The organism is Streptomyces sp. H39-C1 (assembly GCF_027158125.1).
GTDB lineage: Bacteria > Actinomycetota > Actinomycetes > Streptomycetales > Streptomycetaceae > Actinacidiphila > Actinacidiphila fildesensis.
Window position 1 is genome coordinate 1 of record NZ_JAPVLS010000093.1, and the last position, 26160, is coordinate 26160.

General features: G+C 68.2%; 21 protein-coding genes and 1 pseudogene. 10 read left to right on the top strand and 12 right to left on the bottom strand.

The window, feature by feature from the left end:
- Window positions 1-319 precede the first annotated feature (319 nt).
- Window positions 320-1069, bottom strand: a complete 750-nt coding sequence (locus O3W51_RS39250; protein ID WP_269288650.1) for a transposase — start codon at window positions 1067-1069, stop codon at window positions 320-322.
- Window positions 1070-1333: 264 nt separating this feature from the next.
- On the opposite strand from O3W51_RS39250, the pseudogene O3W51_RS39255 reads away from it, so the two are divergent.
- The 4 genes and pseudogenes from O3W51_RS39255 to O3W51_RS39270 form a co-directional block, all read left to right on the top strand.
- Window positions 1334-2348, top strand: a pseudogene (locus tag O3W51_RS39255) (IS110 family transposase); the annotation flags it as partial.
- A 353-nt stretch (window positions 2349-2701) separates the two neighbouring features.
- Window positions 2702-3721, top strand: a complete 1020-nt coding sequence (locus O3W51_RS39260; protein WP_244808912.1) for an alpha/beta hydrolase — start codon at window positions 2702-2704, stop codon at window positions 3719-3721.
- Window positions 3722-4010: 289 nt separating this feature from the next.
- A complete protein-coding gene (locus O3W51_RS39265) occupies window positions 4011-4793 on the top strand; it encodes a polysaccharide deacetylase family protein (RefSeq protein ID WP_138358124.1) in 783 nt (260 codons plus the stop codon).
- Window positions 4793-6022, top strand: a complete 1230-nt coding sequence (locus tag O3W51_RS39270) for a YncE family protein (protein WP_138358122.1) — start codon at window positions 4793-4795, stop codon at window positions 6020-6022. Before O3W51_RS39265 ends, O3W51_RS39270 begins: the two co-directional genes overlap by 1 nt.
- 73 nt (window positions 6023-6095) lie before the next feature.
- Here O3W51_RS39270 and O3W51_RS39275 read toward each other — a convergent pair whose 3' ends face one another.
- Together O3W51_RS39275 and O3W51_RS39280 are read right to left on the bottom strand one after the other, a co-directional pair.
- Entirely contained in the window at window positions 6096-7139 is a 1044-nt protein-coding gene (locus O3W51_RS39275) for a bile acid:sodium symporter family protein (RefSeq protein ID WP_138358134.1), read from the bottom strand.
- 76 nt (window positions 7140-7215) lie between these two features.
- A complete protein-coding gene (locus tag O3W51_RS39280) occupies window positions 7216-8463 on the bottom strand; it encodes a CaiB/BaiF CoA transferase family protein (RefSeq protein ID WP_244808913.1) in 1248 nt (415 codons plus the stop codon).
- A gap of 461 nt (window positions 8464-8924) precedes the next feature.
- Here O3W51_RS39280 and O3W51_RS39285 point away from each other — a divergent pair, with 461 nt between their 5' ends.
- Window positions 8925-9656, top strand: a complete 732-nt coding sequence (locus tag O3W51_RS39285) for a response regulator transcription factor (RefSeq protein ID WP_269288651.1) — start codon at window positions 8925-8927, stop codon at window positions 9654-9656.
- On the opposite strand, the gene O3W51_RS39290 is transcribed toward O3W51_RS39285, so the two are convergent.
- Complete coding sequence (locus O3W51_RS39290; protein WP_138358118.1) at window positions 9649-11049, bottom strand: HAMP domain-containing sensor histidine kinase; 1401 nt, start codon at window positions 11047-11049, stop codon at window positions 9649-9651. The two genes, O3W51_RS39285 and O3W51_RS39290, sit on opposite strands and share 8 nt — an antisense overlap.
- Before the next feature lie 179 nt (window positions 11050-11228).
- The gene (locus O3W51_RS39295) at window positions 11229-12299 is read right to left on the bottom strand and encodes an ArnT family glycosyltransferase (protein ID WP_187144659.1); all 1071 of its coding nucleotides are present in this window, start codon (window positions 12297-12299) and stop codon (window positions 11229-11231) included.
- A 551-nt stretch (window positions 12300-12850) separates the two neighbouring features.
- Between O3W51_RS39295 and O3W51_RS39300 the strand changes: the two genes are divergently transcribed.
- Window positions 12851-13438, top strand: a complete 588-nt coding sequence (locus O3W51_RS39300) for a response regulator transcription factor (protein ID WP_244808914.1) — start codon at window positions 12851-12853, stop codon at window positions 13436-13438.
- 19 nt (window positions 13439-13457) lie between these two features.
- On the opposite strand, the gene O3W51_RS39305 is transcribed toward O3W51_RS39300, so the two are convergent.
- From O3W51_RS39305 to lanKC, 4 genes are all read right to left on the bottom strand, one after another.
- On the bottom strand, window positions 13458-15203 hold the full coding sequence (locus O3W51_RS39305) for an ATP-binding cassette domain-containing protein (protein WP_138358114.1): 1746 nt from the start codon (window positions 15201-15203) through the stop codon (window positions 13458-13460).
- Window positions 15200-16969, bottom strand: a complete 1770-nt coding sequence (locus tag O3W51_RS39310) for an ABC transporter ATP-binding protein (RefSeq protein WP_138358112.1) — start codon at window positions 16967-16969, stop codon at window positions 15200-15202. Before O3W51_RS39310 ends, O3W51_RS39305 begins: the two co-directional genes overlap by 4 nt.
- A gap of 110 nt (window positions 16970-17079) precedes the next feature.
- Entirely contained in the window at window positions 17080-17211 is a 132-nt protein-coding gene (locus O3W51_RS39315; protein WP_138358110.1) for a SapB/AmfS family lanthipeptide, read from the bottom strand.
- Window positions 17208-19868: a class III lanthionine synthetase LanKC gene (gene lanKC / locus O3W51_RS39320; RefSeq protein ID WP_138358108.1), complete on the bottom strand. Its 2661-nt coding sequence runs from the start codon at window positions 19866-19868 to the stop codon at window positions 17208-17210. The genes O3W51_RS39315 and lanKC overlap by 4 nt, the downstream gene beginning before the upstream one ends.
- Before the next feature lie 498 nt (window positions 19869-20366).
- Between lanKC and O3W51_RS39325 the strand changes: the two genes are divergently transcribed.
- Complete coding sequence (locus tag O3W51_RS39325) at window positions 20367-20897, top strand: hypothetical protein (protein ID WP_138358106.1); 531 nt, start codon at window positions 20367-20369, stop codon at window positions 20895-20897.
- 643 nt (window positions 20898-21540) lie between these two features.
- Window positions 21541-21828: a hypothetical protein gene (locus O3W51_RS39330; protein WP_269288655.1), complete on the top strand. Its 288-nt coding sequence runs from the start codon at window positions 21541-21543 to the stop codon at window positions 21826-21828.
- A gap of 299 nt (window positions 21829-22127) precedes the next feature.
- On the opposite strand, the gene O3W51_RS39335 is transcribed toward O3W51_RS39330, so the two are convergent.
- Together O3W51_RS39335 and O3W51_RS39340 are read right to left on the bottom strand one after the other, a co-directional pair.
- A complete protein-coding gene (locus tag O3W51_RS39335) occupies window positions 22128-22922 on the bottom strand; it encodes a nucleotidyltransferase domain-containing protein (protein ID WP_269288656.1) in 795 nt (264 codons plus the stop codon).
- 259 nt (window positions 22923-23181) lie between these two features.
- Complete coding sequence (locus tag O3W51_RS39340) at window positions 23182-23319, bottom strand: hypothetical protein (protein ID WP_187144660.1); 138 nt, start codon at window positions 23317-23319, stop codon at window positions 23182-23184.
- A 358-nt stretch (window positions 23320-23677) separates the two neighbouring features.
- On the opposite strand from O3W51_RS39340, the gene O3W51_RS39345 reads away from it, so the two are divergent.
- Window positions 23678-24169, top strand: a complete 492-nt coding sequence (locus O3W51_RS39345; protein ID WP_187144661.1) for an RICIN domain-containing protein — start codon at window positions 23678-23680, stop codon at window positions 24167-24169.
- A 489-nt stretch (window positions 24170-24658) separates the two neighbouring features.
- Here the strand turns inward: O3W51_RS39345 and O3W51_RS39350 are convergent, their stop codons facing one another.
- Complete coding sequence (locus O3W51_RS39350) at window positions 24659-24955, bottom strand: hypothetical protein (protein ID WP_138358098.1); 297 nt, start codon at window positions 24953-24955, stop codon at window positions 24659-24661.
- A gap of 810 nt (window positions 24956-25765) precedes the next feature.
- Between O3W51_RS39350 and O3W51_RS39355 the strand changes: the two genes are divergently transcribed.
- Complete coding sequence (locus O3W51_RS39355) at window positions 25766-26131, top strand: hypothetical protein (protein ID WP_138358096.1); 366 nt, start codon at window positions 25766-25768, stop codon at window positions 26129-26131.
- Window positions 26132-26160 lie beyond the last annotated feature (29 nt).

The following is a 26160-nucleotide window of genomic DNA, read 5'->3' on the forward strand; positions in this document are numbered from 1 at the left end:
ACCACCGACGGCATCCGTGACCTCCCGGGGAGTGACGACACGACATGCCACCACTCCCACCGAATCGCCGACCCTATGCCTGACCAGCGAAAACATCGCCCTCAGATTCGGAACGACAACAACTTCTTACAGTCTGCGGTTGTCCACCTGCTCGCCCAGCGACCCCGCCGTTGCCCCCAGAGAACACCCGCACCGCCGGGAGCGCCGCAGGCACCACCCCGGCCGGCTGACCCGCCTGACGTCAGAGCGGCACCCCGACCACGGTCCGACCTGGGACAAAGGGGCACCCAGTCGGGAGCGTCAGTGTCAGTGAGCATTTTCAGCGTTGTCTCTCCAGGGTGAGGACTGCCTTGGCGATTGACGTCATTCGATTTGGGCTGCATCGCGATCTTCGGAAGATCCGCCAGGATTTGAGTAGTGCCATCCCGCGTTCGACGGGAGCCCGGGACGTGGCCAGTGCCCGGTTGACCGTCCGTTCTGTTGGGGTCAGCTGGCCGCCGGGCGGGCGTCTTCGCCCGGTGGTGACCCAAGGTCCGGCGCCCGTATAGGCGCGGTCGGCCAGGATGGGGACGCCCTGGCGTTCGCAGATCCGGATGATCCGGTGAGTGCGGGCTGCGGTCAGGTCGTGGCACCGGCCCGGCAGGGCCGGAGAGATCCACAGCACCTGCCCGGCCGTGTCGGTCACGACCTGCACGTTCACACCGTGGCGACGGTGCTTGTGCGAGTAGTCGGTCCGGCCGTCGCCCACCCGGTCGCACTCGGCGAGCGTCCCGTCGAGCAGGACGTACTCGGGCTCGTGGTCGCGCAGAACTTTCAGCAGGCCGGGTGCCCGGGCGGCCAGCAGGTCGATCACCGCGGTGGTGTAGGCGTGGGCGGTGCCGACCGAGATGCCAAAGCCGGCCGCTATCTGGGCCAGGGTGTCGTGCTTGCGCAGGTACACCAGAGCGACGAGCGCGCGTCGGTGCGGCGGAAGCTTGCAGCGGCGGTCACCCTCGCGGGTGACGATGAGCATGGTGACCCACTCGACCAGCGCATGAGGCAGGTCGAGTGGGGCAGGATAGGGAACCAACGAGGCACCTGCGCTGATGAGTTGAGACGTCGAACACCTCCCTCAACGGCACGGGTGCCTCGTGCGTTGCGGCCAATCTGGCCGTCACCCCATCGGTGGCCAATCTGAAAACGCTCAGTGTCGTCGGACCCGGAGGCATCGACGGACCGCTGATGAGGGGCTTGAGTACCGGCTGCACCCGAGCCGGAAGAGCTCTCATAACGTGGGTGTGGCAGCTCGGTGCCCTGGCAAGGCCGGACGAAAGCGTGATGGAGGGGCCTGCACGTGATCGACACCAGCGACATCGACGTCTTCCTCGGCCTGGACGTCGGCAAGGGCAACACCACGCCACCGCCGCGACACCAGGTGGGAAGAAAGCCTTCGACAAGCACCTGCCCAACACCGAACCCAAGCTCCGCGAGCTGTTCGCGAAACTCCAGGCCAAGCACGGGACCGTGCTCGTCGTGGTCGATGAGCCGGCCTCGATCGGGGCCCTGCCGCTGGCGGCCGCGCGGGACATGGGCTGCCCGGTCGCCTATCTGCCGGGGCTGACGATGCGGCGGATCGCCGACCTCTACCCGGGCTAGGCCAAGACCGACGAAGGACACGTTCATCATCGCGGACCCATCCCACGCCCTCACCCACACTCTGCGGGCGATCGACGGCGAGGACGCAACGATCGCCGAGCTGGGAATGATCGTCGGGTTCGACGACGACCTGGCCGGCGAAGCGACCCGGGTCGCGAACCAGCTGCACGGCCTGCTGACCAGATCCATCCCTCGCTGGAGCGAGTTCTGGGGCCGCGGTTGCAGCGCCCGACAGTCCTCACGCTGCTGGAACGGTTCGGGCCACCGGCCCAGATCCGCAAGGCCGGCAGGCGCCGACTGGTCACCCTGTTACGGTCGAAGGCCCCGAGAATGGCCGAGCGCCTGGTCGAGGAGATCTTCACCGCACTGGACGAGCAGACGGTGATGGTGCCCGGCACCGAGGCGGCCGCGCTGCTCGTCCCGAACCTGGCCGGATCCCTGGCCGCCGTCCTTGACCAGCGGAAACTGCTGGCCGGGCGGATCAAGGAACTCCTCAAGACCCACCCCCTTTCGATGGTCCTGATCTCGATGCCAGGAGTCGGCGTCAGGACCGGAGCCCGCATCCTGATCGAGGTCGGCAACGGCAGCACCTTCCCGACCGCCGGCCACCTCGCCGCCTACGCCGGCCTCGCCCCGCCCCCGCCACCCGCAGCTCCGGCTCCTCGATCCGCGGCGAACAACCCTCCCGCAGAGGGAACAGGGGTATTTCACGGATTGAGCCAGGTTTTAGCACTTTCCCCGGCCATCCGTCACTCAATGAGGCGCCTGGGGCTCCAGCCGGGCGGGAGGTTAGGGAGACGCTGCGGACGTCGGGGTCGCAGACCCGGCCAAGGCCGTGCACCAGCGGCGTTTTGTCACATGGGATGGAATGTCAACGGCAGGCGCCGGGCGACTGTCCCACCAAGGGGACAAAGTAGACAATGGGGAAATCTCCTGACCGGACGGCGGCGACACCATGGGATTGACCAGTCACAAACTGCTGGTCCTGTCGGCAGTGATCACAGTGCTGACGGTCGTTGGTACGCTGTGGATCTGGCCCTGGCTCGCGGTACGAAGCTGGCCGGCTATGTTCCTCCGTCTCAGCGCCCTCTTGCTCACCCAGGCATTCCTCCTCTCCACGCTCGGGCTGCTGGCCAACGACTATTTCGCCTTCTACAGCAGTTGGTCCGACCTCCTGGGTCGCAACCAGGACACCGGCGTCATCCAGGGCGCCGTCGACCCTGGCGCGCACCGTGGCCATGTCCAGGTGCTCGGCAGCGACAACATTCCCGGCCACGGCGCTCTCCACAGCAACCCGGCGCAGGTGGGCAGGCTCGACCGGGTGCGCATCTCCGGCACGGGCACGAGACTGTCCACCGACGGCTACATCTATCTGCCGCCCCAGTACTTCCAGCGCGCGTTCAAGAGCAAGCGGTTCCCGGCCCTGCTCGCCCTGACAGGTTTCCCCGGTGACGCGAGGAATCTCGTCACGAAACTGCGGTATCCCTCCACCGAGCTGCAAATGCTCAAAGACAAGGCCATGGAGCCTCTCATCCAGGTTTTGATGCGGCCATCCCCGTCGATGCCCCGGGACAGTGAGTGCGAGGACATCCCCGGTGGCCCGCAGTCGCAGACGTACTTCACCACTGAGATTCCCCAGAGCATTCGAGCCTCCTACCGGGTACTGAGCGGTCCGGGCAGTCTGGCCCTCATGGGCGACTCCACGGGCGGTTACTGTGCGGCGAAGCTCGCTATGGAGCACCCCAAGGTGTTTTCCGCCGCGGTTTCCTTGTCCGGATACTTCAAGGCCGCGGAGGACATCACCACCGGCGACCTCTTCGGTGGCAGCAAGGCACGCCGTGACCGGGCCGACCTCAACTGGCGGCTCGCCCACCTTCCTGCGCCCGCTGTCGCCCTGCTGCTCGCCGACAGCAAGCAGGACGGCCATACCTACGCCGACTCCCAGCGCTTCGCAGCCTCGGCACGCCGTCCCATGATCGTCACTCAAGCGACTGTGGAAACCGGAGGCCACAATTTCACAACCTGGATCCGGCTCCTGCCGCCCTCCTTCGGCTGGCTCAGCACTCACCTGGCCAAGCCCCAGTGACCATGCAGGGCCCCGTGACGGTGCCGACCGCTGGAGCGTGCTTGCCGTTTCCGTCCTATGACCAGCTGCCGCGTGGATGCGTTCGGCCATCTGGCCGAAAATACGCGGCGCGTGTCGGCTCGGGTGTCAACCGAATGGTCCTCGGTAGGGTTGGGCACGCTGACAGCTGTCCGGCGCGGGGCCGACCCTCGGCCTGGCACATGGTCACGTGCGCACGCGCTCCGTAAGCGCCTGGCCTATCTCTGGCCTCCAGCCCGGTCCTGCACGCCTGACGTCGAAGGTGGCATGAATGAGTGTCGAACGCCGCAGTGTGCTGCGGAATCTCTCCCGGGCGGCGGCCGCCGCCACGGCCGGACTGGTACTCAACGCCTGTGGTGATGGCGGCTCGGCGCCACGCCCGTCTCCGGTAAGCCCGACCCTCCCGGCATCGAGCAGACCGGTACCTACTCCCTCCGAAACTCCGGCAGCGTCCCTTCCCGAGCAGATCCTGAGCGGCCCCCGCGCTCGTCCCATGGTGGCCCTGACCTTCCATGGCCAGGGCGATCCGGGGCTGGCCGACGCCGTGCTGTCCCTGGTGGAGCGCGCGGGAGCCCACTTGACGGTGTTGGCGGTCGGCACCTGGCTCGACACGCATCCGGCGATGGCCCGCCGCATCCTGGACAAGGGACATGACCTGGGCAACCACACCCAGCATCACCTGGACATCTCCGCGATGGGCGCTAAGGCCGCGTACGACGAGATCACCATGTGCGCGCAGCGCCTGCACCAGCTCACCGGTTCGATCGGCAGTTGGTTCCGTCCCTCTCGAGCCGCCCAGGCCACACCCCTGGTGCTCCAGCAGGCCCGCAAGGCCGGATATCAGCATTGTCTGTCCTATGACGTGGACTCCCTGGACTACACAGACCCAGGGGCCGCCGCCGTCCAGCACACGGTACTGACAGCCGTACGCGCCGGTTCGATCGTCAGCCTGCACCTCGGTCACCCGGGAACCCTGGGCGCGCTCCCCGGCATCCTCACTGGGCTGCACGCGCGTGGTCTGCGCGCGGTCACCGCGACGGAGATGCTGAGTTGATGCCACGACAGACCCGCCGCCGCGCCCCCGCCGTTACCCGCACGCTCCTGCTACTGGTCCTCGGTGCGACGCTCGCGGCCGCCGGCTGCTCCAGCACCCCCGCCGGCCACCCGCCCGTGCCCGGCGTGCCGCGTCCCAGCGACGCGAGTGGTGCCCCCCGCACCCAGGGCACGGGGACGACCACGGGAGGTACGACCGGTCTGCTTCCTGGTATGCCACCGCCATTGGACCCCCACGACCTGTACTCGGCTGACCGACCGAACGCGCTGTCGGAGGCGGTCAAAGCCTTCCCCGCGCGGATCTACGTCCCCAACACCCTCTCGGACACCGTCACGGTCATCGACCCCGCGACCTACCGGGTCACCGCGACCCTCAGGACCGGCCATCAACCCCAGCATGTCGTCCCGTCCTGGGACTTGAAAACCCTCTGGGTCAACAACGACCTCGGGAACAGTCTGACGCCCATCGACCCCGCCACCGGGACCACAGGACGCGCGGTCGCCGTCCACGACCCCTACAACCTGTACTTCACACCCAACGGCCGGTACGCGGTCGTGATGGCATCCGCAGACCGACAACTCGTCTTCCGCGACGCCCACACCATGGCCCTCGTCAAGACCGTGGACGCCGGATGCGGGGGCGTCAATCATGCCGACTTCTCGCCCGACGGGCGGTACTTCATCGTCTCCTGCGAGTTCTCCGGCGATCTGCTCAAGGTCGACACGACCAGCATGAAGGTGCTCGCCCGGCAGAAACTCCCGCTGCACGGTGCCATGCCCCAGGACGTCAAGATCTCCCCCGACGGCCGCACCTGGTACATCGCCGACATGATGGCGAACGGCCTGTGGGTCCTCAACGGCGACGCCTTCGGGCCGCCCACCCTGCTGCGCACCGGGAAGGGTGCCCACGGCCTGTACGTCAGCCGCGATTCGCGCCGCCTGTACGTGTCGAACCGGGGCGAAGGCTCCGTGTCTGTTCTGGACTTCGCCACCGGCCGATTGGCCGCCCTGTGGCGCATCCCGCACGGCGGCAGCCCCGACATGGGCGGAGTGTCCGCGGACGGAAAAGTCCTCTGGCTCTCCGGCCGCTACAACTCCGAGGTCTACGCAATCGACACCTCCGACGGACACCTCATCGCCCGCATCCCCGTCGGCCACGGCCCCCACGGACTGTGCGTATACCCACAACCCGGCCGCTACTCCCTCGGCCACACCGGAATCTTCCGCTGACCCCAGGGGCCTGTCCGAGAACTTCAGGGGGCTCACGGGACTTCGCTCTCAACTCCGAGTAGAGGTGATCCGTCTATTTCGCTGAGACGGACGGAGCGTTCCGTTCCTGCTGCGAGGCCTCGATCGGGTGCCGTGACCAGCGTCTAGCAATGACCGCGCACACCATCAGCTGCATCTGATGGAACATCATGAGCGGAAGGACGGCCACGGCAGCCTGCGCGCCAAAGAGAATGGAAGCCATGGGAAGGCCGTTGACCAGACTCTTCTTCGACCCGGCGAAGACGATTGCGATCCGATCCGCACGCCCGAACCCCAACGCCGTAGCCCCGATCCCGGTGACGGTCAGAACCAGGGCAAGCAAGACCACTTCCACCGCCAACAGCGTAAGCAGTCGCAGCGGTGCCGTCTGGTGCCAAACGCCCTGCGCGGTGCCCTGGCTGAAAGCCGTGTAGACGACCAGGAGCACGGAGCCGCGGTCGACCAGGCGCAGTGCCGTGTGCTGGCGATTGATGAAGGTGCCGATCCATGGGCGCAGAAGGTGCCCGGCGAGGAACGGGAGCAGCAGTTGGGTGGCGACAGCGATGAGCCGGTCGGGGGCGAAGGTTGCGGCTGAGCCCAGCAAAGTGGTGGCGAGCAGGGGGGTGGCGATCATGCCGAGGAGGCTGGAGTAGGTGCCCGCGCAGATGGCGGCGGCGACGTTACCGCGGGCGATGGAGGTGAAGGCAATGGAGGACTGGACGGTGGATGGCAGGAGGCACACGTAGAGCAGACCCGGATACAGCTGTGGTGCGATCACGTAGGGCACCAGGAAGCGGGCGCCGACGCCGAGGAGCGGGAACACGATGAAGGTACTGGCGATGATGGTGAGGTGGAGTCGCCAGTGGCGCACGCCGGCTGCTGCTTCCTGCGAGGAAAGCCGTGCGCCGTAGAGGAAGAAGAGCGCGGTGATCGCGGCGTTGGCGGCGGCGCCGGCAGGTGCAACGGCGGCGCCGGTCGCCGGGAACAGTGCGGCGCACCCGACGGTGGCGATCAGGGCCGCAATGTATGGGTCGATTCGCAGCAAGGTCGTCCATACGCTGCGGGACGCGGCGGCCGTCGGCGGTGCGCTGCCCGGCATGGTGTCGTCCATTCTGTTGCGGTGTCGTCGCTGTCCTGTGCTGGTGCGTGGTGCGTCTTTCGGCTGAGGGTCTTGGCTAGCCTGGTGCTCGGGGCGGAGCCGGTGGATCACTCCGATCGAGCCAGGCAGACACGGAGGTCGTGTGCTGCCCTAGGGTCGGCGGCGCAGTGTGGCGACTGCGGCCGCCTGTCTCGAAGCGCCACGGGGGTCCAGGCAAGGTGATCGTGCCGAGAGTGGAATGGTCGACATCGATCAGTAGCCCCTGCTGGCGGGTCTGCTCCCAGGCATAGACCTCGGCCAGGGTGCGCACGCGGCCGACAGGCACGCCAACTGCGTCGAGACGCTCGATCCAGGCGTCGACAGTGTCGTGCGCAAACACGGCATTAAGGGCTGTGGCCAAGTCGGTACGGTGCCGTACCCGGTCGGCGTTGGTGGTGTAGCGGGGATCAGCTGGGTCCAGGCCCGTGACGGCTGCCATATTGCGCCACAACCGGTCGCTTCCCGCTGCGAGTTGAAGGTCCCCGTCCGCGCAGTGGAACAGGCCGTACGGAGCAATCGCGGGGTGCTGATTGCCGGTGGCTGATGGTTCCTTTCCCGCGATGGTCCAGCTTGTTCCTTGGAAGCTGTGGAGGCCCACCACTGCGGAGAGCAGTGAGGTGCGCACTACCTGGCCGCGTTGGGTGGTGTGGCGTTCCAGGAGGGCGGCGAGCACCGCGGTCACGCCGAAGATTCCGGCTAGCAGGTCAGCGACTGGGGTGCCCACCTTGGCGGGGGCTCCGGGCTCGCCGGTCAGGCTCATGAGACCGGCTTCGCCTTGGGCGATCTGGTCGTAGCCCGCACGGCCGGCGTGCGGGCCGTCATGGCCGAATCCACTCACGGAGAGTACGACCAGCGTGGGGTATGTCTCCCGCACCTGCTGCAACGGGAACCCGAGGCGCTCCAGAACGCCGGGACGGAAGTTCTCAACGAGTACGTCCGCCTGGCGCAGCAGCCGCGTGAGCAGTTCCCTGCCCTGCTCCGTTTTGAGGTCAGCGGTGACGGATTCCTTGTTGCGGTTGCAGGAAAGAAAGTACGTCGACTCTGGTGTCTGATCCGGACCGACGAAGGGCGGACCCCAACTGCGGGCCTCATCTCCGTGACCGGGTGTCTCGATCTTGATTACCCGTGCGCCGAGATCACCGAGCATCATCGCAGCGTGCGGGCCGGCCAGAGCGTGGGACAGTTCGATCACCAGGCAGCCGTCGAGCGGGCCGCTTCCTGACGCTTCGGGGTCGAACATGCTGAGGTGGTCCCTTTCATCGATCTTCGCGTTGACCTGGGCCACCGTATGCAAACGGACATCAGAGGAATCGCCGGAGAGGGTTAAAAGCGTCTTACCCGCCGCGATACGTTTATCGCCTTAACTCGCGCGGTCGAGGGACCAACCTTGCTCGTTCCGGCCCTGAAGGGCACCCTACTAACGGGCTGGTCCGTAGCTATCCAGGGCGTCCCAGCAGCATCTGAGACGTTTACTGACCCGGACAGGAAGGGCGTCCGGCATTGAGCGCGTGGATAGTTGGCCCGATCTCTCCAGCTCTCTGCTGTCCTTCGCCGAGTCGCGCTCCTGGCGCACTGCAACCGCCCCGTGGCCTCACAGCCGGGTCGCATCCTTTTCGACAACACGCCACCAAATCAATACCGTTGAGCTGGACACCTATTTTTCCGACGCTCCCGCCTGTGCTTTCTTTTCCGGGCGAAAGGTCCGTCGGATAGGCGTACTCTGCGTATCATCGCTGGTCAGGACGAGTGGAGGAGGGCGAAATCGTGCGTAGGGCGCTCGCGGAGTTGCTAATCGTCGAAGACGACGCTGAGATCGCGTCCGAGCTCGATCGTGCCCTGGTCGGCCACGGGTATCAGGTAGTTCATGCCGCTACTGGAGGGCAGGCTGCCGAGCAGGCCAGGCGTCGGCCGCCCGACTTGGTTCTGCTGGACCTCGGACTGCCGGACGTCAATGGGGTGGAGGTGTGCCGCAGACTGCGCGCCTTCCTCCCGGTAGAAACGGTCATCGTCGTCCTCACTGCACGCACCCTGGAGTTCGAAGTAGTGGTCGCTCTCGACGCCGGCGCGGACGACTATCTCACCAAGCCGTTCCGTCTGACCGAACTGCTCGCGCGGCTGCGCGCGCATCTACGCCGCCGGGCTACTGCGGCCGGACCGCCGGTCATGCGGATCGGCGGCACCCGTATCGACACCCAGACCCGCAGGGTGCATATCGGCGACAGGGAGGTCCACCTGCGCCCGAAGGAATTCGACCTGCTCGCTACCCTGGCGGCGTCGGCCGGAGCGGTCGTGAGTCGTGAACATCTGATGGCTGAGGTCTGGGACGAACACTGGTTCGGCCCCACCAAGACCCTGGATGTGCACGTCTCGGCCCTGCGACGCAAACTTGCCGACGCCGACGAGCGTGGTGGAGAGTGCATCACGACGGTGCGGGGCAAGGGGTACCGGTACGAGACAGACAAGTCACCAGTCAGTTGACCGTCGATCGCCCAGGCAGTGACTCGCAACTCCCCGCGTCCGTCGCCGGTAACGGTTCGCACGCCGGAAGAAGAAGGCTGAACACCGGCCGGGGTCCGGGCCTGCGCAGTAGCAGTCTGCCGCCTTCGGCTTCGGCGAGAGAGCGGGCGAGCGGCATCCCGATTCCGTGGCGCTGACCGTCGCGCCGTACCGTGCCGAAGACTGCGTCACCGTCACCGGCGGGACCCGGTCCGTCGTCCCCCACCTCCAAAGCCACGCCTGCGCCCACGTCCGTCGCACTCAGTCTGACTTCACCCCTTCCGTGGACCAGAGCGTTGTCCATCAACGTGCCCATGATCTGTGCCACAGCCGCTGCCGAGGCGCTGACCGGCGGCAGTCCGGCTTCGCACCGCACGGTCAGGCGGCGTCCAGCCTCTCCAATTGCGTCACGGTGGCGCCTGGCAATGTCGTTGAGCAGACCTTCGACCTCGACGATGTCGGCCTGGTGGTGGGTCTCGCGCGCCAGCCGCAGCAGGTCCTCGATCGTGTCACCAAGATGTTCGGCTCTGCGCAACGCGGTGACCAGCGCCCGCCCCCGGCCCTGGTCGTCGAGTGACTGCGCTGTGTCCAAACCCAAAACGAGCGCCGTCAACGGCGTACGCAACTGATGGGAGACCGCCGTGCTGAACCGGCGCTCACGCTCCAAGAGAGCTCCCAACCGCCCCGCCGTAGTAGCCAGTGCTTGCCATGCGGCATCCGCCTCGCGTATGCCGGTGCACTCCGGACGGATACTGAAGTCCCCTGATCCCAGAGCTTGGGCACTGGCCGTCAGTCGCTCCAGTGGGGTGGCAACCCGACCCGCGACGCGCCAGGCGAGTAACGCGGCCAACGCGACGACTACCGCACCGACAGCCGCCAGCAACAGCCAAGCGAGCATGGTGCTGTCGGCTACTGGATCCCAGGGCATCCATGCCCGCACCACCTCGCGCACCGTGCCACCCTGGACGACCGGAGCGAACACCGCGAGATTTCCGCCTTCGACCCCCCGATGCAGTGACCCGTCACGCGATGAGGCCGCCCCTGGGGACAGGGCAGGACCGCTGCCGTGGACGCGCCGACCCAGCGGGCTGTATACCCCTACGTGAACACCGTGCGAGGGAGGATGGAGCGTGACCAGACGATCGGGGGCTCCACCGGTACCGCCTGACAAGCTCGCCGCCGCCCAGATGGCGTCGCGTTCCAGGCATGCCACCGCCCCGTCACGGTAGATCCGGTCGACCGCGATGGCCAACGGCACAGTGAACACCAGGACAGCGCACGCGGTGACGGCGACGATCGAAACCATCACTCTGCCGCGGACAGATGACCCGACGAATCCCCTACCGAGGATGACGTGGCCGTCCACACTGCTCATCGGCGTGGTACCAGAATAATCGTCCTAGCCGGTGCACCCCCGTCAGTGCCCCCTCCCCCAACACAGGCATTCAACTGGCCGTAGGAGCCACGGTCAGGTTTGGGAGCGGCGTCGGCCTCGGCGTCGTCAGAGAAGGGCAATTCGAGCATGGCGTCTCAACGAGCGGTGCCATGCCATCGTTACCCGCCGCCCAGCAGGAGCCCCGCCAGCGCCACCCGATGCCCGCCTCGGTGCCCCGGTCCCGCACCGCTCGGGCGGCTCCAGGCCAGCAGTATCAGCCCTGCCGAGCAGAGCACCAGGACAGCGGACCCCAGGCCCGGCCAGAAGCGCGGCCAGACACCAGCCACCACGGCACTCCACACCGCGGTGCCGCCGATCATCGTGGGCAGCATCCACGCGCGGGAGCCGCCCGCAAGGTGGGCGCGCCAGCACTGAGCCGTGCCGATCCCCGTCAAGGCCGCGAGCGGGGCCGCCACGACACCCATGTAGTACGTGTGCCCCGCGACCGTCCCCGCGCTGAAGACGGCGAGGAACGTCGTCAGCCAGCCACCCCAGAGGAGCAGGGCGGCCCGCTCGGGGTCGCTGCGCGGCCGGCGCCGCAGCCACACCAGGCCGCAGCCCAGCGTCAGGGCCGCTGCCGGATACAGCCAGCCGGTCTGCGAGGCCAGGGGCGCGCGAACCATCTTGGTCCAGCCACCCTCGTCGCCCGTGGCGGCGGCCGTCCCGGCTCCGCCTCCTACCGACCGCTTTGCCACAGGGCCGCTGGGTACGGAGTTGACGCTGCCGGTGTCGGCCGGGGACAGCCCCAGCTGAGGGAAGCGGTTTCTGCGGCGCAGCGTCATGGGAGCCACGACCAAGAAGAGGGCGGCCAGGACGGGCCCGAGGGCCCACGCTTCCAGCATCTTCGCCTGGAAAGCGAGCCCCACCCAGACGGCGCTCCAGATGAGCGGGCGCTGACGCGCCGTGCTGGATGCCCGGAACGCCGCATCGGCGGCAAGCAGCAGGAACAGCGTGAACGGTGCGTCCTCGACAGTCGAGCGGAACAGTCCGGTCGCCGCCGGAGTGCTCGCGAACGCCGCCGCGGCCACCAACGCCGCATGAGCTCCGGCCTGCCTGCGCACCAGCCTGAACAGCACCAACACACTCAGCGCGCCCTCGATCACCTGGGACAACGCCAGCGCCCAGGGATGAAAACCGAACAGCCGCGCGGAGACCGCCTGCGGCCACAAGAACCCGGGCAGTTTGTCCAAAGTGATGGAGTTGCCGGGCTCGAAGAAACCGAAGAAGAACGCCTTCCCCGTTTCTGCTCATGCTGAGCACGGTGTCGGCGTAGAACGGATGAAACTGACCACGGTCGATGTTCCACCCGTACACCGCGGTAGCGATGGCCGTGATCACCAACAGCAAGGGACGCACGTACGCAGGCTGCGCGGCCGGCGAACACCAAAAGCGGTGCCGGATACGGCTACTGGTGCAGGTCTCGAAACGGGACGCCTGGGTGGCCACATGCGAAGTCATAAGGACGATCTTCAGACGAAAGCGCCCACTGCGTGGTCCGTTTACGACATCTCGCCGTCGGCCAGCCAGTCGATTTGGCTCTGCAGAGCCGCGGAACATGGATCACAGGCGCGCTTGACACGTTCCCCAGCAGGGCGCCCCATGTGTGCGCTGGTGCATCGTTTGGCCGGTAGTGGGGTCCATCGTCATCGGCTGCCGGGGTACAAGGGGTCGTACGAGGCGGCGAGCGGTTCCGGAGGCTGGAAGGGTCGGCGCCGGGAGTCAGGGACGAAATGAGGCGAACGTGATCCGGGTTCTTTGGGTGCACGACTCACAGCTGATGCGCTCGGCGCTGGCCGCGCTGCTGGACGATGAGCGCGACATGCAGGCGGTCACCTCCTGCTGGAAGAACGCGACGGCGCGGGCCAAAGCGTTGCGTCCGCAGGTCTGTGTGGTCGACGGGGACTGTCCTGGTTCCAGCCGGTTACCGACCCGGCCCGCCCAGCGGGACTGTGCGCTGGTGGTGCTGACCCGCCAGTTCCGGCCGGGGGTGATGCGTTGGGCGACGGAGGCCAGGGCGCTGGGGTTCGTGGACAAGGACGCTCCCCCGTCGACCCTCCTGAGCGCCATACGGCAAGTGGCGGCGGGTGAGAGATATGTGGATAGGTCGCTGGCCTTCGATGTGCTGCAGGCAGCCGCGATACCGCTGTCGCCACGGGAGTTACGGGTCCTGGCCCTCGCCGCCGGCGGCGCCTCGGTTCCGGAGATCGCCGAGAGCCTGCGCCTGCGGGAAGGAACGGTGGGGAACTACATGAGCGCCATCATCCGTAAGACCGGCGGCCGAAACCGGGTGGACGCCATCCGGATCTCGCAGGAGGCCGGCTGGGTGTGACCGGTCGGCTCGATGGTGCTCACAGGTGGCTGGCGTGCCAGCGTCCGACGAGGTCCTGGTAGAGCGCCGACGCCGCGAGCAGCTCTTGGTGGCTGCCCTGGGTGGCGTGGATTCCGTCGAGTAGGAGGATCCGGTCCGCTCGCCGGGCCGAGCTGATGCGGTGGGCGACCACGATCAGCGTGCCGAACCGCTGGGCGAAGGCTCCTTCGACCTGCGCTTCTGCGGCCGGGTCCAGGTGGCAGGTGGCTTCGTCGAGCAGGACGAGCGGCGCGGGCGACAGGTGGGCACGGCCCAGGGCGATCAGTTGCCGCTCGCCTTGCGACAGGGACGCCGGGTCGAGCGGTGCGTCAAGGCCGCCGATCCGTCGTGCCAGGGGGCCGAGTCCGACGGCTTGCACGGAGGCCCGGACGGCTTCGGCGGGTGCGCCGCGGGCACATAGGTAGAGCAGGTTCTCGCGCAGCGTGCCGGTGAAGACGTAGGCCTGCTGTGGGATCAGGACGCGCCGCAGCGATGGATCTTCCCCGGTGGCCAGGCTGGCTTCGCAGCCGCCCACCGTGATCCGGCCGCGGTCTGGTGTCAGGACTCCGGCGATCAGTGCGGTCAGGGTGGACTTGCCGATGCCGCTAGGGCCCACGACCGCCCAGTGTTCGCCCGCTTCAATCGTCAGATGGAGGTCGCACAGCACCGGGGCCGCCTCGGGGCCGTAGGCGAAGGTCAGCCCGGTGACCTCGACCTTCCCGACGGGCCGCTCTTGCCCACCAGCAGCAGGTGCCACCGATCGGCCGACGATGGAGGCGTGGCCCGGTGGGGTGTCGTCGGTGAGCCGGCGCAGGACGACCAGGAGCCTGGTGCCGGCCGCGCCGAGGGCGTTCATCAGTGTGTGGAGGGCGGGCAGGAGCGCCTGCGTCAGGTAGGTGAGGGCGCCCAACAGAGAGCCGGTGCTCAGGCCGCGGTCCAGCAGCCAAGGGGCGCAGAGCAGCAGCAGGCCGATCGGCAACTGTCCGGCGATGCCTAGAGCCAGGGTTCGTACGGCGGCCCAGCGGGCCAGGGAGCGCGCCGCGTCGGCCTCGGCGTCGATCATGCGGTGGGTGTCACCGGCGACGGCGCCCTGGGAGCCGCAGGCCACCACGTCACGTACCCCGCTGGCGATGGTCCCGAATCGCGCGGACAGCGCCTCGTCGGCCCGCAGGAACGCCTCTTGGCGGGCGGCCATGGGTGCGAGCGTCGCGAGGAACAGCGCGAGCCCTGCGACCAGGGGCGGGAGCACGATCAGCAGCAGTTGCGTGTCCAGTGAGGCGAGCCCGACCAGCGCGCCGACGGCGGTGAAGACGAACGACCGTGCGACGAGGACCAGTCCGGCGAAACTGTCGCGGGCCATCTCCGTCTGATTGGTCAGCTGGGAGACGGCGGCGCTGTCCGCGGCGCGACCGCTGTCGTCGAGCGACCGGGTCACCGCCCGGGTGACGACGGAGCGTACGAGGCCGTCGCGGAGCGGTTCGACGAGGTCGGCGAGGCCCCGGAAAACCTGCCGGGTGGCTAGACCGCTGACGACGATGGCGCCTGCGGCGGCGGCGAGCCACCACAGTCCGGTATCGGTACGGCCGGCGAGGAAACCGTTGTCCAGGGCTCTGGCGACACCGTAGCCGCTAAGGAAGGTCTGCGCCGACTCCAGGAGCGACCAGCCGGCCAACAACAGCAGGACCCGGGCGCGAGCCCGCAGGAAGGACCAGGCTCGCGAGCGTACGGACGTGCGCGAGCCGGTCATGGGCCGGGCTCGTCGTCGTGCTCAGGATCCGCAAACACGGCCCGGTAGCCGGGTTCCCGCCACAGCTGCTGATGGGTGCCGACGGCGCGGACCCGGCCGCTCTCGATCCACGCGACCTGGTCTGCCCGCGCGGCGGACGAGACACGGTGGGCGATCAGCAGGCGGGTGCCGGGCATCACCTCGTGTGCCAGCGCCCGGCCGACGTGCAACTCCGTGACACTGTCCAGGCTGGATGTCGCATCGTCGAGGATCAGCAGCCGGCCCGCGTGCGCGAACGCCCTTGCCAGGCCGAGGCGTTGCAGTTCGCCGCCCGACAGCGGCGCGTCCTGGATCCGGCAGGCGTACCGGCCCGGCAGCCGCCCGATGAACTGGTCGGCGTCAGCGGCGCGGGCGGCCGCCTCGATCTGCCGTCCGGTGGGCGTGTAGGGGCCGAACGCGAGGGCGGCGCCGATGGTGTCGCCGAACAGCGTCGGCCGTTCGAAGGCGTACCCGATCTCGCGGCGCAGCTGGGCGGGATCGGTCTCCTCCAGCGGCACTCCGTCCAGCAGGACCTGGCCGTTGTCCGGATCGGCCAGCCGTCCGGCGATCGCGGCCAGCGTGGACTTGCCGGCTCCCGAGCGGCCCACGACTGCCATGGTCGTGCCGCCGGGCACTGTCAGATCGACTGAGCGCAGGACCGGGACACCGGCCCGGTGGACGGTGACTGCGCGCAGTTCCAGGGTTCCGGGTCCGTCGGCGGGCAGTGCCCGGTGGCCGCCCCGCATCGCTGGCACCTCGAGGATCGCGAGCGTGCGGGCGGCCGCTGCGCGGCTGCGGATGAGGGTGTTCAGCTGCCCGAGGACGCCGCCCAGGCCGGCGGCGAGTGCGGCGTAGCGGGTGGCGGCCAGTAGTTGGCCGACGGAGAGGTGTCCGGCTGCCAGTCGCAGTCCGCCGAGGGCGAGGACCGCGGTGATCAGCAGGGGGACGAGGATGCTGCTGGAGGCGACTGCGCGTCCGTAGACCTGCCACATGCGTCTGCCTTGTGTGTTCAGTTCGCTCAGGGGCGCCAGGATGCGGGCGCGCTCGCGCCGCTCGGTGCCGGCGGCGGCGACTGTGCGGGCACCCGCCAGAGTTTCGACGAGTCGGTTGGCGAGCTCCGCCTGTACCGCCTGGTAGCGGGTGACGCTGTCGGAGGAGGTCCGGGTGAAGGCGCGCAGCAGCAGAGCAAAAACCGGCAGTCCGGCTGCGTAGACGACAGCGAGCGGCCAGTCGGTGAGGGCCAGCGCGAGCAGTCCGCCGATCGGCGTGAGGAGTGCGGCAAGTCCAGTGGCGGCGGTCACCGGTGCGGCACCCGCCTCGGCGGCGTTGCCGGTCAAGCGGGCCACCAGGTCTCCCGGGGGGAACCGTTCGGCGGCCTGGTGCGGGGCGAGGGAGAGCAGTCGGTCGGTACCGCGGCGGCGTAGCCACGCGGTGCTGCGGGCCGTCATGACACCGCCGGACAGGGCGACGACGCTGTCGAGGAGCACTTCGGCGGCGATCAGCGCCAGGCACAGCGCGATCGACCGGCCGGCGCCCGCTGCGTGCGCCAGGATCAGGTCGAGGGTGCGGCCCAGGACCGCGGGCAGCGCCACCGCGGCGGCGGCCGAAGCGGTACTGCAGGCCAGCACGGTCACCGCGTGCCGGGCACTGTGGCGCAGTGCCCCGGTCAGGGCGGGTCCGGGACCGGCCGTGCCCGCCGGCGCAGTGGTTGCCGAGGCTGGTACGGGGGTGGTCCGTGGGGATGCCATGGCGTGGTGGTCCCCTTCGTCGCTGGGTCGCTACGTCGGTGTGGCGTCCCGGGCGATGCTCCGCCCGGGACGCCGCTGCCGCGTCACATCGCGGCTGGTGACCTGTGAGGTCAGTTGCAGGTGGTGACGCTCAGGCTGCTGTTGCCGCAGAGCAGCAGGCTCGCGCGGCTGCCGCCGGTGGCGAGCTCGCCCATGTCCTCGGCGGCCGGGGTTTCCAGGGTCTGCAGGTCAAGGAGTGTCATGATGATGTTCCTTTCGCTTGGTGGGGACGGGGTTGTGCTTCGGTCCTCTGAAGGGAGGGCCGGCTCTGGGGCCGCCGTGGTGGCGGGAGGAAGGGCAGGTGCACGGGAGTGTCGTGCAGGGCGCTGCCTAGTGCGAGGAGACAGCCGGCGGTGCCGGTGCTCAAGTCCATGGAGAGGCGCATCATCTGCTCGCCGGCGAAGGCCAGATGTCCTTGGTAAGGGACGGCGCCCCAGGCCAGGGAGTCGATCTGGCGGCGGAGGTCCGCACTGTGGGTGCCGGGTCCGCCGGTGGTGGTGCGCGCCAGGTGCAGGACCATGCCGGCCGCTCCGCGGAACAGTCCGGGCTGGGCGTAGAACTTGGCCTGCGCGGCCTGCACGATCTCGCCGCGCGCCTGGTCGAACCGCGTGTCGTAGCGGTGCGGGAGGTAGTCGTCCAGGACCATCCCGATGCCCACGCTGCCCGCGCCGAGGTATGGCATGGTGCGCCGTCCCTCATCGACCTGGAGGGTGCCGCCCACCGCACGCACGCAGCGCGCCAGGTCATGGCGGAGCGCCTCGGCGGCCAGGTCGAGTAGACCGCCGTCACCGGACCGCTCGTACAAGCGCAGGTACATCAGCGCTGTGCCGGTGGCGCCGTGTAGGAGCCCGGCGCGTACCGTGGGGCGCCCGCCGGCGGCCTGGGGCGTGGTGTCCGCTGCCAACTGGGCGCAGCGCAGGGCGTGGTCGCGCAGAGCGCCCTCCCCCGTGCTGGCGGCCAATGAGTCCAGGGCCAGCCCGATACCCGCCAGGCCGCCGTGCAGATCGGGGCTGATGCCGTCCCAGTTCTGCGAAGTGATCAGGTCGGCGAGATCGAGGGCGCGTTCGCGGTGTCCCAGGCGTTCCAGGACCCAGGCGACGCCCGCCAGGCCGTTGTAGAAGCCCAGCGGCGTGCCGGAGGCTGGTGACTTGGTGGTGCGCAGCAGCCATTCCTCGGCGACGGGTGAGGGTGCGGCGCCTGTCTCGGCGAGGGCGTGCAGGACACCGGCCGCCCCGTAGGCGAAGCAGGCGCCGCCACCGGGAACGGAGAACTGCGCGATGTCGCCGGGGAAGATCCGGTCCTCGCGGTCCGGGGTCGCTGAGGCGGCGATGGCCGCCGCCATGGAGTCTCGGGACGCAGGCCAGTCACCCAGGGCGACCGGGAGATAGCTGGCCTCAGCGCTCGCCGCCCCTCCGCTGCGCGGATGCGGGGCGCTGTGGCCACGCACGATCTCCTCGACCGCTTCGTCGAGGAATGCGCGCGGTACGGGAAACTGCTCGGCGGCGATCTCCGCCAAGTGGCGTGCTTTGGCGCGGTCGACCGCGAACAGGCTGGTGAGCGGCAGGAACAGTGCGAGGCGTAAGCAGGCCAGTGCGTAGGTGTCGACCGTAAAACCGCGCCGGTCAGCAGGGGCCACGAATCCGGGGTTGGCCACCACCTGGCGACTGTTGACGTCGTCGACGGAGGCGGCTTCGAAGTCGAGCAGCACCACGGACGACTCGTCCTCGGACATCATGATGTTGAACAGGTGCAGGTCGTTGAAGACCACACCACGCGAGTGGATGGCTGCCACCGCCTGCTCCACCAGCCCGTAGACCCGCCGAGCCCACGCGGTGTACTCGGCCAGGCTCTCCGGGCTGGGATCCGGCTCGATCAGCGGGTGTCGGTGGGCGAAGAAACTGTTGAGCGGGCGTCCCTCGATGAACTCCAGGGCCAGGAATTGGTGATCCCCGACAGTGAACCAGTCATGGACCTCCGGTGTACACCCCAGCCCGGTCAGCCGCAGCAGCGCGTCGCGCTCGCGCTCCAACCGGGTGACGGCGTCCGCCTCGTCGGCGGCCAGCCCGGCGTGCGGGCGGGCCTCCTTAAGGACGACCCGTGCGTCGGTGCGCAAGTCCGTCCCGACGTACACCCCGCCGCCGTTGGAGAAGTGCAGGGCACGCTCGAACCGGTAGGGCAGGTCGGTCACGGTAGCCGCGGCGCGGGCCTCCAAATGGGGCCGCAGGAACTTCGGGAGAGTGACCCACTGCGGTACGTGAAAGGTGGGATCCCTACGATCGGGAACCAAGCGGCCCTGGTCGTCCTCAATGGCGGGACACGACCGGCCCTGGTCGTCGTAGCAGTTACGTTCGGTGAAGCTGCCGTAGCGCACGTACACCGGGCCGGCCCCGACGCGCAGGTCGGTGAGGATGTACGGACCCGGCTCAGCGCCCAGCAGCGTGTTGAGATCCTCCGCGGCGGTGCGGAACTGCTCGTCGTCCGTGGGGTAAATCGTGATGAACTTCCCGCTGCCGCTCCGGTCACCGTACTTGGCGTTCCGGGTGTGCAGGAGGTACCTGCTCGGCATGCACTTGAACGCGATGGAGCGGGGGACGCAGTAGTCCCAGACACGGGAAAGAATGGACTCGGCGTTGTCCAGACAAGCCGATACGTGGATCTTCCACCCCTGGAAGGGCAAATTCGTCTCGACGGGCCGGAACGCCAGCCAGTCCCCCGAGCGGTGCTGCTGCCAGCCGTCGGGCAACTCGCGTCCCAGCGGCGGGTACATCGCGCCTCGGCCCCGGCCGTCGGCGGACAGCCGGTAGGGAGCGTCGTAGAACTGACGGTCTGCGTCGCAGAAAACCGCGTACCCCTCGTTCATCGCGCTCCCTCGCCCGGCGGTTGAGGCCTTGACGGTGTCACGGGGTCCAGGGGCGGAACAGTCGTCAATGTAATGAAAGGCCCGTGAAGAATGCACGGATGAAAATCGACCTGCTGGTCGTGACGGCTCCCGACCCGAGGGAAGCAGCGGTGCTCACGGGGACCGCCCAGGGCGGCCGGTCACGGACCTCCGGCTGCAGCGCAGCCGCGCCCGCCCATGACGATTGCGTCATCTGCTGGAAACGGGCCGACGCAGAAGCCATGAGCGGCAGGGGCTACGACGCGTTCCGCAGGCGTTCATGTCGACACATGTGGGGCAACAAACCGGTCGCCCTGTGCCCTGCACAGACGTTCAGCGGGAATCACCGACCTTCAAGGACCCGCCCTAGGGGAGCGTCACGGAGTAGACTCATGCGTACTCAACGTTGTTCGCGTGCTCGAACAGCGGTCAAATGGGCATGACGTCACCAGAAGCGTCCATCAGTGCCCGAGGAGTGACGTGACAGACGCCCACGAATCCGTCGGTTTGTTCACCATCGCGGGGACGCAGCACGGCCCCTACCCGGGTGCCGTCTCCGGAGAGACCAGCCCCTACGATTCCATCGCCTTCGATCGCGCGATCGTCGATCAGCTGGTGGATGACGTCAACCGAGACATCAGCCTATTTCGTGCCGCTTGGGAAGGTCCGGTCCTCCGGTTCAGCTGGACGACCGCTGCGGACGGCGTCGCCAGCGCACACATTAGGCCCGACCCGCACGGCCGCTACCGCATCGGCGGGCTGTGGCCGTGGGCCGACTGGGACGACTGGGACGACGAGTCGGCACCCTGCTCACACAAGCACGCATTCGCCCTGGGCGTCATCGAATTCTGCCTCACCCACACCACCCCCATGCCCGACCACCTCCTCGAGCCGTACAACCGGGGCCGCGAGGCGGCACACCACGTCACGCTCTACCAGTACGCATACCGACCAGACGCACCACGGCCAGCGCCAGGCCGAACGGCATGCCGTCCAGGCCCAGAGGGCTGACAGCCAACCGAGAGCAAGCCGGACTGGTGAACCAGGTGTTGGCCACCTGCTGGCACACCACCGCCGAGGCGATCGGGAAATTGCGGGACTGGCGCGACCAGGGACATGCTGCCGACTAAACCCTTCCTCTACCCCGCCGAAGACGCAGCCCTGGCCAAGTGAGAAGAGCGGGCAGCACAGGTGACACCCGCCGGGAACATCTGGCGTGCAGCAGTGCAGCACGCCATCGTTGCAGCGCCGGTCAGACCTGTGCCGGCGAAGTGGCGCCAGGCAGGTGGCCGGTCACGCCCTTGGTAGGTGTGAGGGCGCCCGCGGTTCCCGGCCGACGGGCCGGCGGCGAGGCGCGGAAAGGTTCGCGGCCCATGAGCCGCTGTGATCATGCCTACCGGTGTGCCGATACGATCCATCACAGGATCACTACTCCCTGAGGTAGTCAGGTGGAGCGGTGCTCTCAGGCCCCGGACTGGTGCTGATACACCGGTGCGGGGGCTGCCCCATCGCCTGGACGCACTCGCACAGGAGATGCGGTGACGGCAACGCCCGGCGCCGCCGTCACCGCGCGGGAGTACGAGGCGTGCGCCATCGAAAAGCACCCGCGCACCACCACACCCGCAACCATCCGCCCCACCGAAGTGGACTAGCGATGAGCCTCTTCCGCCGCTCCAAAAGCACGCCCACCACCGCCGCCGAGCACCTCCGCCGACAACTGGCGAACGCCGCCGACTGGTCGATCACCATCGCCCGCCGCCGAACCACACCCGGCCAACCCACCCGCGTCACGGTCGACGACGTACTCGCCCGCGCCGCCCACGACTTCAACCTCCTGACCGTCCCGCCCCAGGCCGCCGCCGCCGCACTCCGCGACCGCCTACACGTACGCGGCACCGACAACATCACCACCGACGCCTACCACTACGACCCCACACCGTAGGAACGGCACCACACGGCCTCTACGACGTCACCCTCACGGACTGCCCGCCCACCCGCCGCGCAGACCATTCCGGCTCCGACTGCGGTTGCCCTTCTCAAAAGGGCGCAGCCCCAGTAACAGTCCGCGACCACCCCGACTCTCGATCTGCGCTCCCTAGCCGTTCGTGAACCGCAGCGGATAGAGCAGCCGGGACGGCCGGGACAGGATGATGTGCGGCATGAGCGAGGCAGGCACCATCACCGTCACTGCCCGCGTCAATCTGGGCCGACAAGGTGGTGAGGTACTTCAGCCCGCTTCAGTCAGCAGCCTTGATCGATGACGTCGTGGAGGTACTGCATGGCGAGCTTCTCGGCGTGGTGGCGCCGTTCAACGATCGCTTCACCGGCGTCGGACCATCGGCGGTAAAGATCGACGGTGGCGAGGAGCGCCCGTCCGGCTTCGTGGCGGTCGTAGCCGCACAGCGTTGCCTGAAGGTTGCGCGCCTCTTCGGGCGCGCTGGACTCCAAATGGCGTACACCGCGGGGGATCGCGGCCACCCGGCGGGCGGCCAGGGGGCCGAGTACGGTCTCGCGCAGGTAGGTGAGGAAGCTGATGGTCTCGAACAGCTCCCCGCGGCCGAGCTTCGTCGCACCGTAGTGCACCCAGATCCAGAACCGGTCCTCGATCCATTGGAGGTCGAACGCCGGAGTGACTGGCGGCTGCTGGGCAAGAGCGCCGGCCAGCAGGCCGTCCCGGTCCCACAGGATCTCCGGGTCCTCGGTCCGCTCGGCGAAGTCGCAGGCCCGGACGAACTTGAAGTCGACGTGCAGGATAGGCGGCCCGACGAGCGTGATGATCACGCGCGGCTCGCCGACATGCTCCCCGGTAAATCCGGCCACCAAGGAGGCCCAAGAGCCGATCAGCGCGAACCGCTCCCGCATGACCACGTCGTACGCCTCTTCATCGATGACCAGGATCAGGTCCACGTCCGAGTAGATATCGGAGCGGCCTCCCACGATGGACCCGGTGATCGCCACGCCAGCCACGCGCGCATCCTGCCGGATCCGAGGAAGCGCGTCGCTGAGAAACTGGTTGTGCAAGGAGGGGACGTCCATTTGCTTTCCTTCCGCTCGGAGCAAAGCAGATGAACTTAACACTCAGCCAAGCGGGATTCGCAACCCGAATTTCTCACAAACGAAACGATCCGTTGCGCGAGCAAGATCGACAACCGGCCGCCGAACCCCGCCCGACCCTCGATCAGTGTCACGCTGTCACCCCCGCCCCCGCTGCAAAGGGGGAGTTGAGGGGTATCCGCCAAGGTCAGAGACGTGTCAGCGGTTAGCGGGCCACCGGCCGTGACACCCGCCGTGACAGCTACACATCACTCGACGCCTTCCGCATCCGGCGCAGCGCCCCACGCAGCCCGCGGTTCGGGAAGGCTTGGCCGTGGCGGCAGGGCCCGCAGTAGGTGCCGTCCTGGGGTGGGACGGTGATGTCGGTGTACCAGTCCACCGGCGCATCAACCAGCTGCTCGCAGCCCGGTGTCGCGCACTGCGGAACAACCGGTGCGCTCCCTTCCTCCTCTTCGGCCTGCCACTGCTGCAGTTGCTGCGCCTGTCCAGCCCTACCCAGAGCTGACCCCAGAGAAACTGGCCACCACCCGCCCCAACAGCTCTTCTAAAGATCTTGTAATGTCTGCAGAGCGACAGGTAGTTTGTCGCATCTCACCTCGCATGTAGGTGGCACGAGTCCCGTGCAGCCAAGACACGCAGCAGAGCAGACCATTCCCGTACCGGTGCCGCTGGCCGCGCGTCACATCCGCTGCCTGCGCTGTGCCGGTTTCTCATGAGCAAGGAACAGCATGCGCAAGATGGCTTCGCTTTTGACCATAGTCCTCGCCCTATGCGGTCTTTCCGCCCTTTCCGCCGCTCCGGCCAGCGCCTCCGTGAACAGCTGGGGCGTCGTTTCCAACGACTGGTCAGTCATCACCGACTGCATGACCCCGCAGGGCAACGGGACATCCAACGGCACCAAGATCACCACCTGGGACTGTACCGGCAGCAACCTGCAGCAGTGGGGCTGGGACCGCAACCACCTGGTGCACAAGGTCAGCGGCAAGTGCCTGACCCCCTCGGGCAATGGAAGCGGCACCAACGGCGCCGTCCTGACCCTGTGGACGTGCGACTACTCCTACGGATCCCCGCAGGAGTTCTCCTCCACCACGAGACACACCTTCACCCTCTTCGGCGGCAAGTGCATCACCAACTACGGCGGAAACATGGCCGAGGGAACGGTGCTCACCCTGTGGTCCTGCGCCCCGGATCTGCCCCGCGAGCAGAACTGGACGGGCTATTACATCTAACGTCCCGCCACACACTCGTCGCCGGGTGGACCTTACACAGGTCCACCCGGATCGACTCCACGGCAAAGGTGCCACCGCCGGGAGCCTCATCCGATCCAGGGCCCAGCTTCACCTGGACAGATACGGCGACATGCCCTGCCATACGGCTCGTTCATGCGGTTGTGACGACACCCAGCCCTTCAAGTGGCCCCCGTACCCCAGGCCGCCGCCGCACTCCGTGCCGCCTACACGTACGCGGCACGGACAACATCACCACCGACGCCTACCACTACGACCCCACACGGCAGGAAGGGCACCACACGGCCTCTACGACGTCACCCTCACGGGCTGCCCGCCCCCTCACGGGTAGCCGGACTCCTGGCCCCCGGTGGTGAGGAAGACAGCCCAGCGTAGGCATCGGGCCGCCCTTCCCGCACCCGGGCAGACTGCTCGGCCGCCTGGCGGACATCCTCAGCCGGCGGGGCTGCCTACGGATGGTTACAGGCCTAGCTAGACCGCCGCCAGAGCGAACGCCTCCGCGACGCCCATGTCTTCCCCGCCCTCCCGGCCGGCATCGGTACGCAACCGGTCCGCGCGCGCCGCCAAGCGCAGCGCGAGATCCCGCTCGGGGCCGGTCAGGTTCCGGCAACCGCGCCGCCGCTCCACCATCGAAAAGTCCATCAGCGCACCACCCGGCGGGGCCCCAAACCGCGGGCACTGATCGTCGTCACACACTCCGCGCGGATGCGGCTGAGACAGGTACGAGCCCTGCACCCCGGCGAACATCACGAAGGCGTCGTACGGCATACCTGTGAAGGTGTCATCTGGCACAGCCGCCACGGTGAAGACGTCGCCCGGCACAACTCTGTCATCGCTCGCACTCATACCCAGCCCAACGACCCACCCGCGCGCCCGGCACGGGCGCCCTCCCACGCGCGAGCCACCAGCCCCTGCCACGCCGACCTCACCGCCGACCACCGCCTCCCGCCCTCCCATGGCCGCCAACCCCTGCCTACCGGCGGCCACGGGAAGCACCCGCGGTAAAGGCGGTGTCGGCGACGTAGGTGATGCCGGTAGCGGCATTGACGGAGGCTTGGGCGGCCAGGACCGCGTGTCCACCGACGGCGGCACCGACCAATGGCGGCACCAGCGGCGCGGGACACACCACTGTCCCCTGCTGAACACCACAGCCGAACACGCTGGTGAAGGGAAACCCGCAGGTACCAGAGGGCCCAGGAGCCAGCACCTCCTGCGGAGGGTCCGTCGGGGGTCGGGTCGACTGTATGCATCGGGGTGTCGGCCGGGCGACCGGGGCAGCACGGTGCACGATGAGTGCAAGGTGGTCGCGCGCACGCATGACCACCTTCCTCCCGCCCGGTGCCCGTGACATGGCTGCTCCGGCCCACGGCACCGGGAACGCGGCCGTCGCCGGCCGCACGCAGGCGCGCCCGACACGCTTCGGCTAGGAGACAGTCGGGCGCGTCCTGCTGATATCCGGCGACCACGGCTCCTGTGCGGCCTGCCCTTGCATCCGATGGCCCATTCCGCCGCGCCGGATCACCCCCTCCCCTTTAGCGTCCAAGATGACCCACTCACCCCGCTTTTGGGAGTTTGATCGTGAAGAAAGTACTTGCTCGCAGCGCCGCTGCCGCCGTCCTGTCCGCTGCCGCCCTGGTCTCCCTCAGCGGGTCGGCCCACGCCGCGACCCCGCAGGCGGCGCCGGCCTCCGTGGCCCTGGCGTCCGACGGACACCACCACGGCGGACACGGCCAGAGCCACGAGGGCCGGCACTGGGACGACGACAACCAGTGCGACGAGAACGGCAACGAGCACAGCGACGACAAGGGCGGCCACAACTACGGCGGCCGCAGCAACGGCTACCACAGCGGGTACGACACCGGCTTCGACAACTACCAGGGCGGCTACAACAACGGCTACTACGGTGGCGGCCTGCTCGGCGGGCTCCTGGGGGGCATCCTCTAACCACCCCTCACCACGGTGTGTTTCCCGCC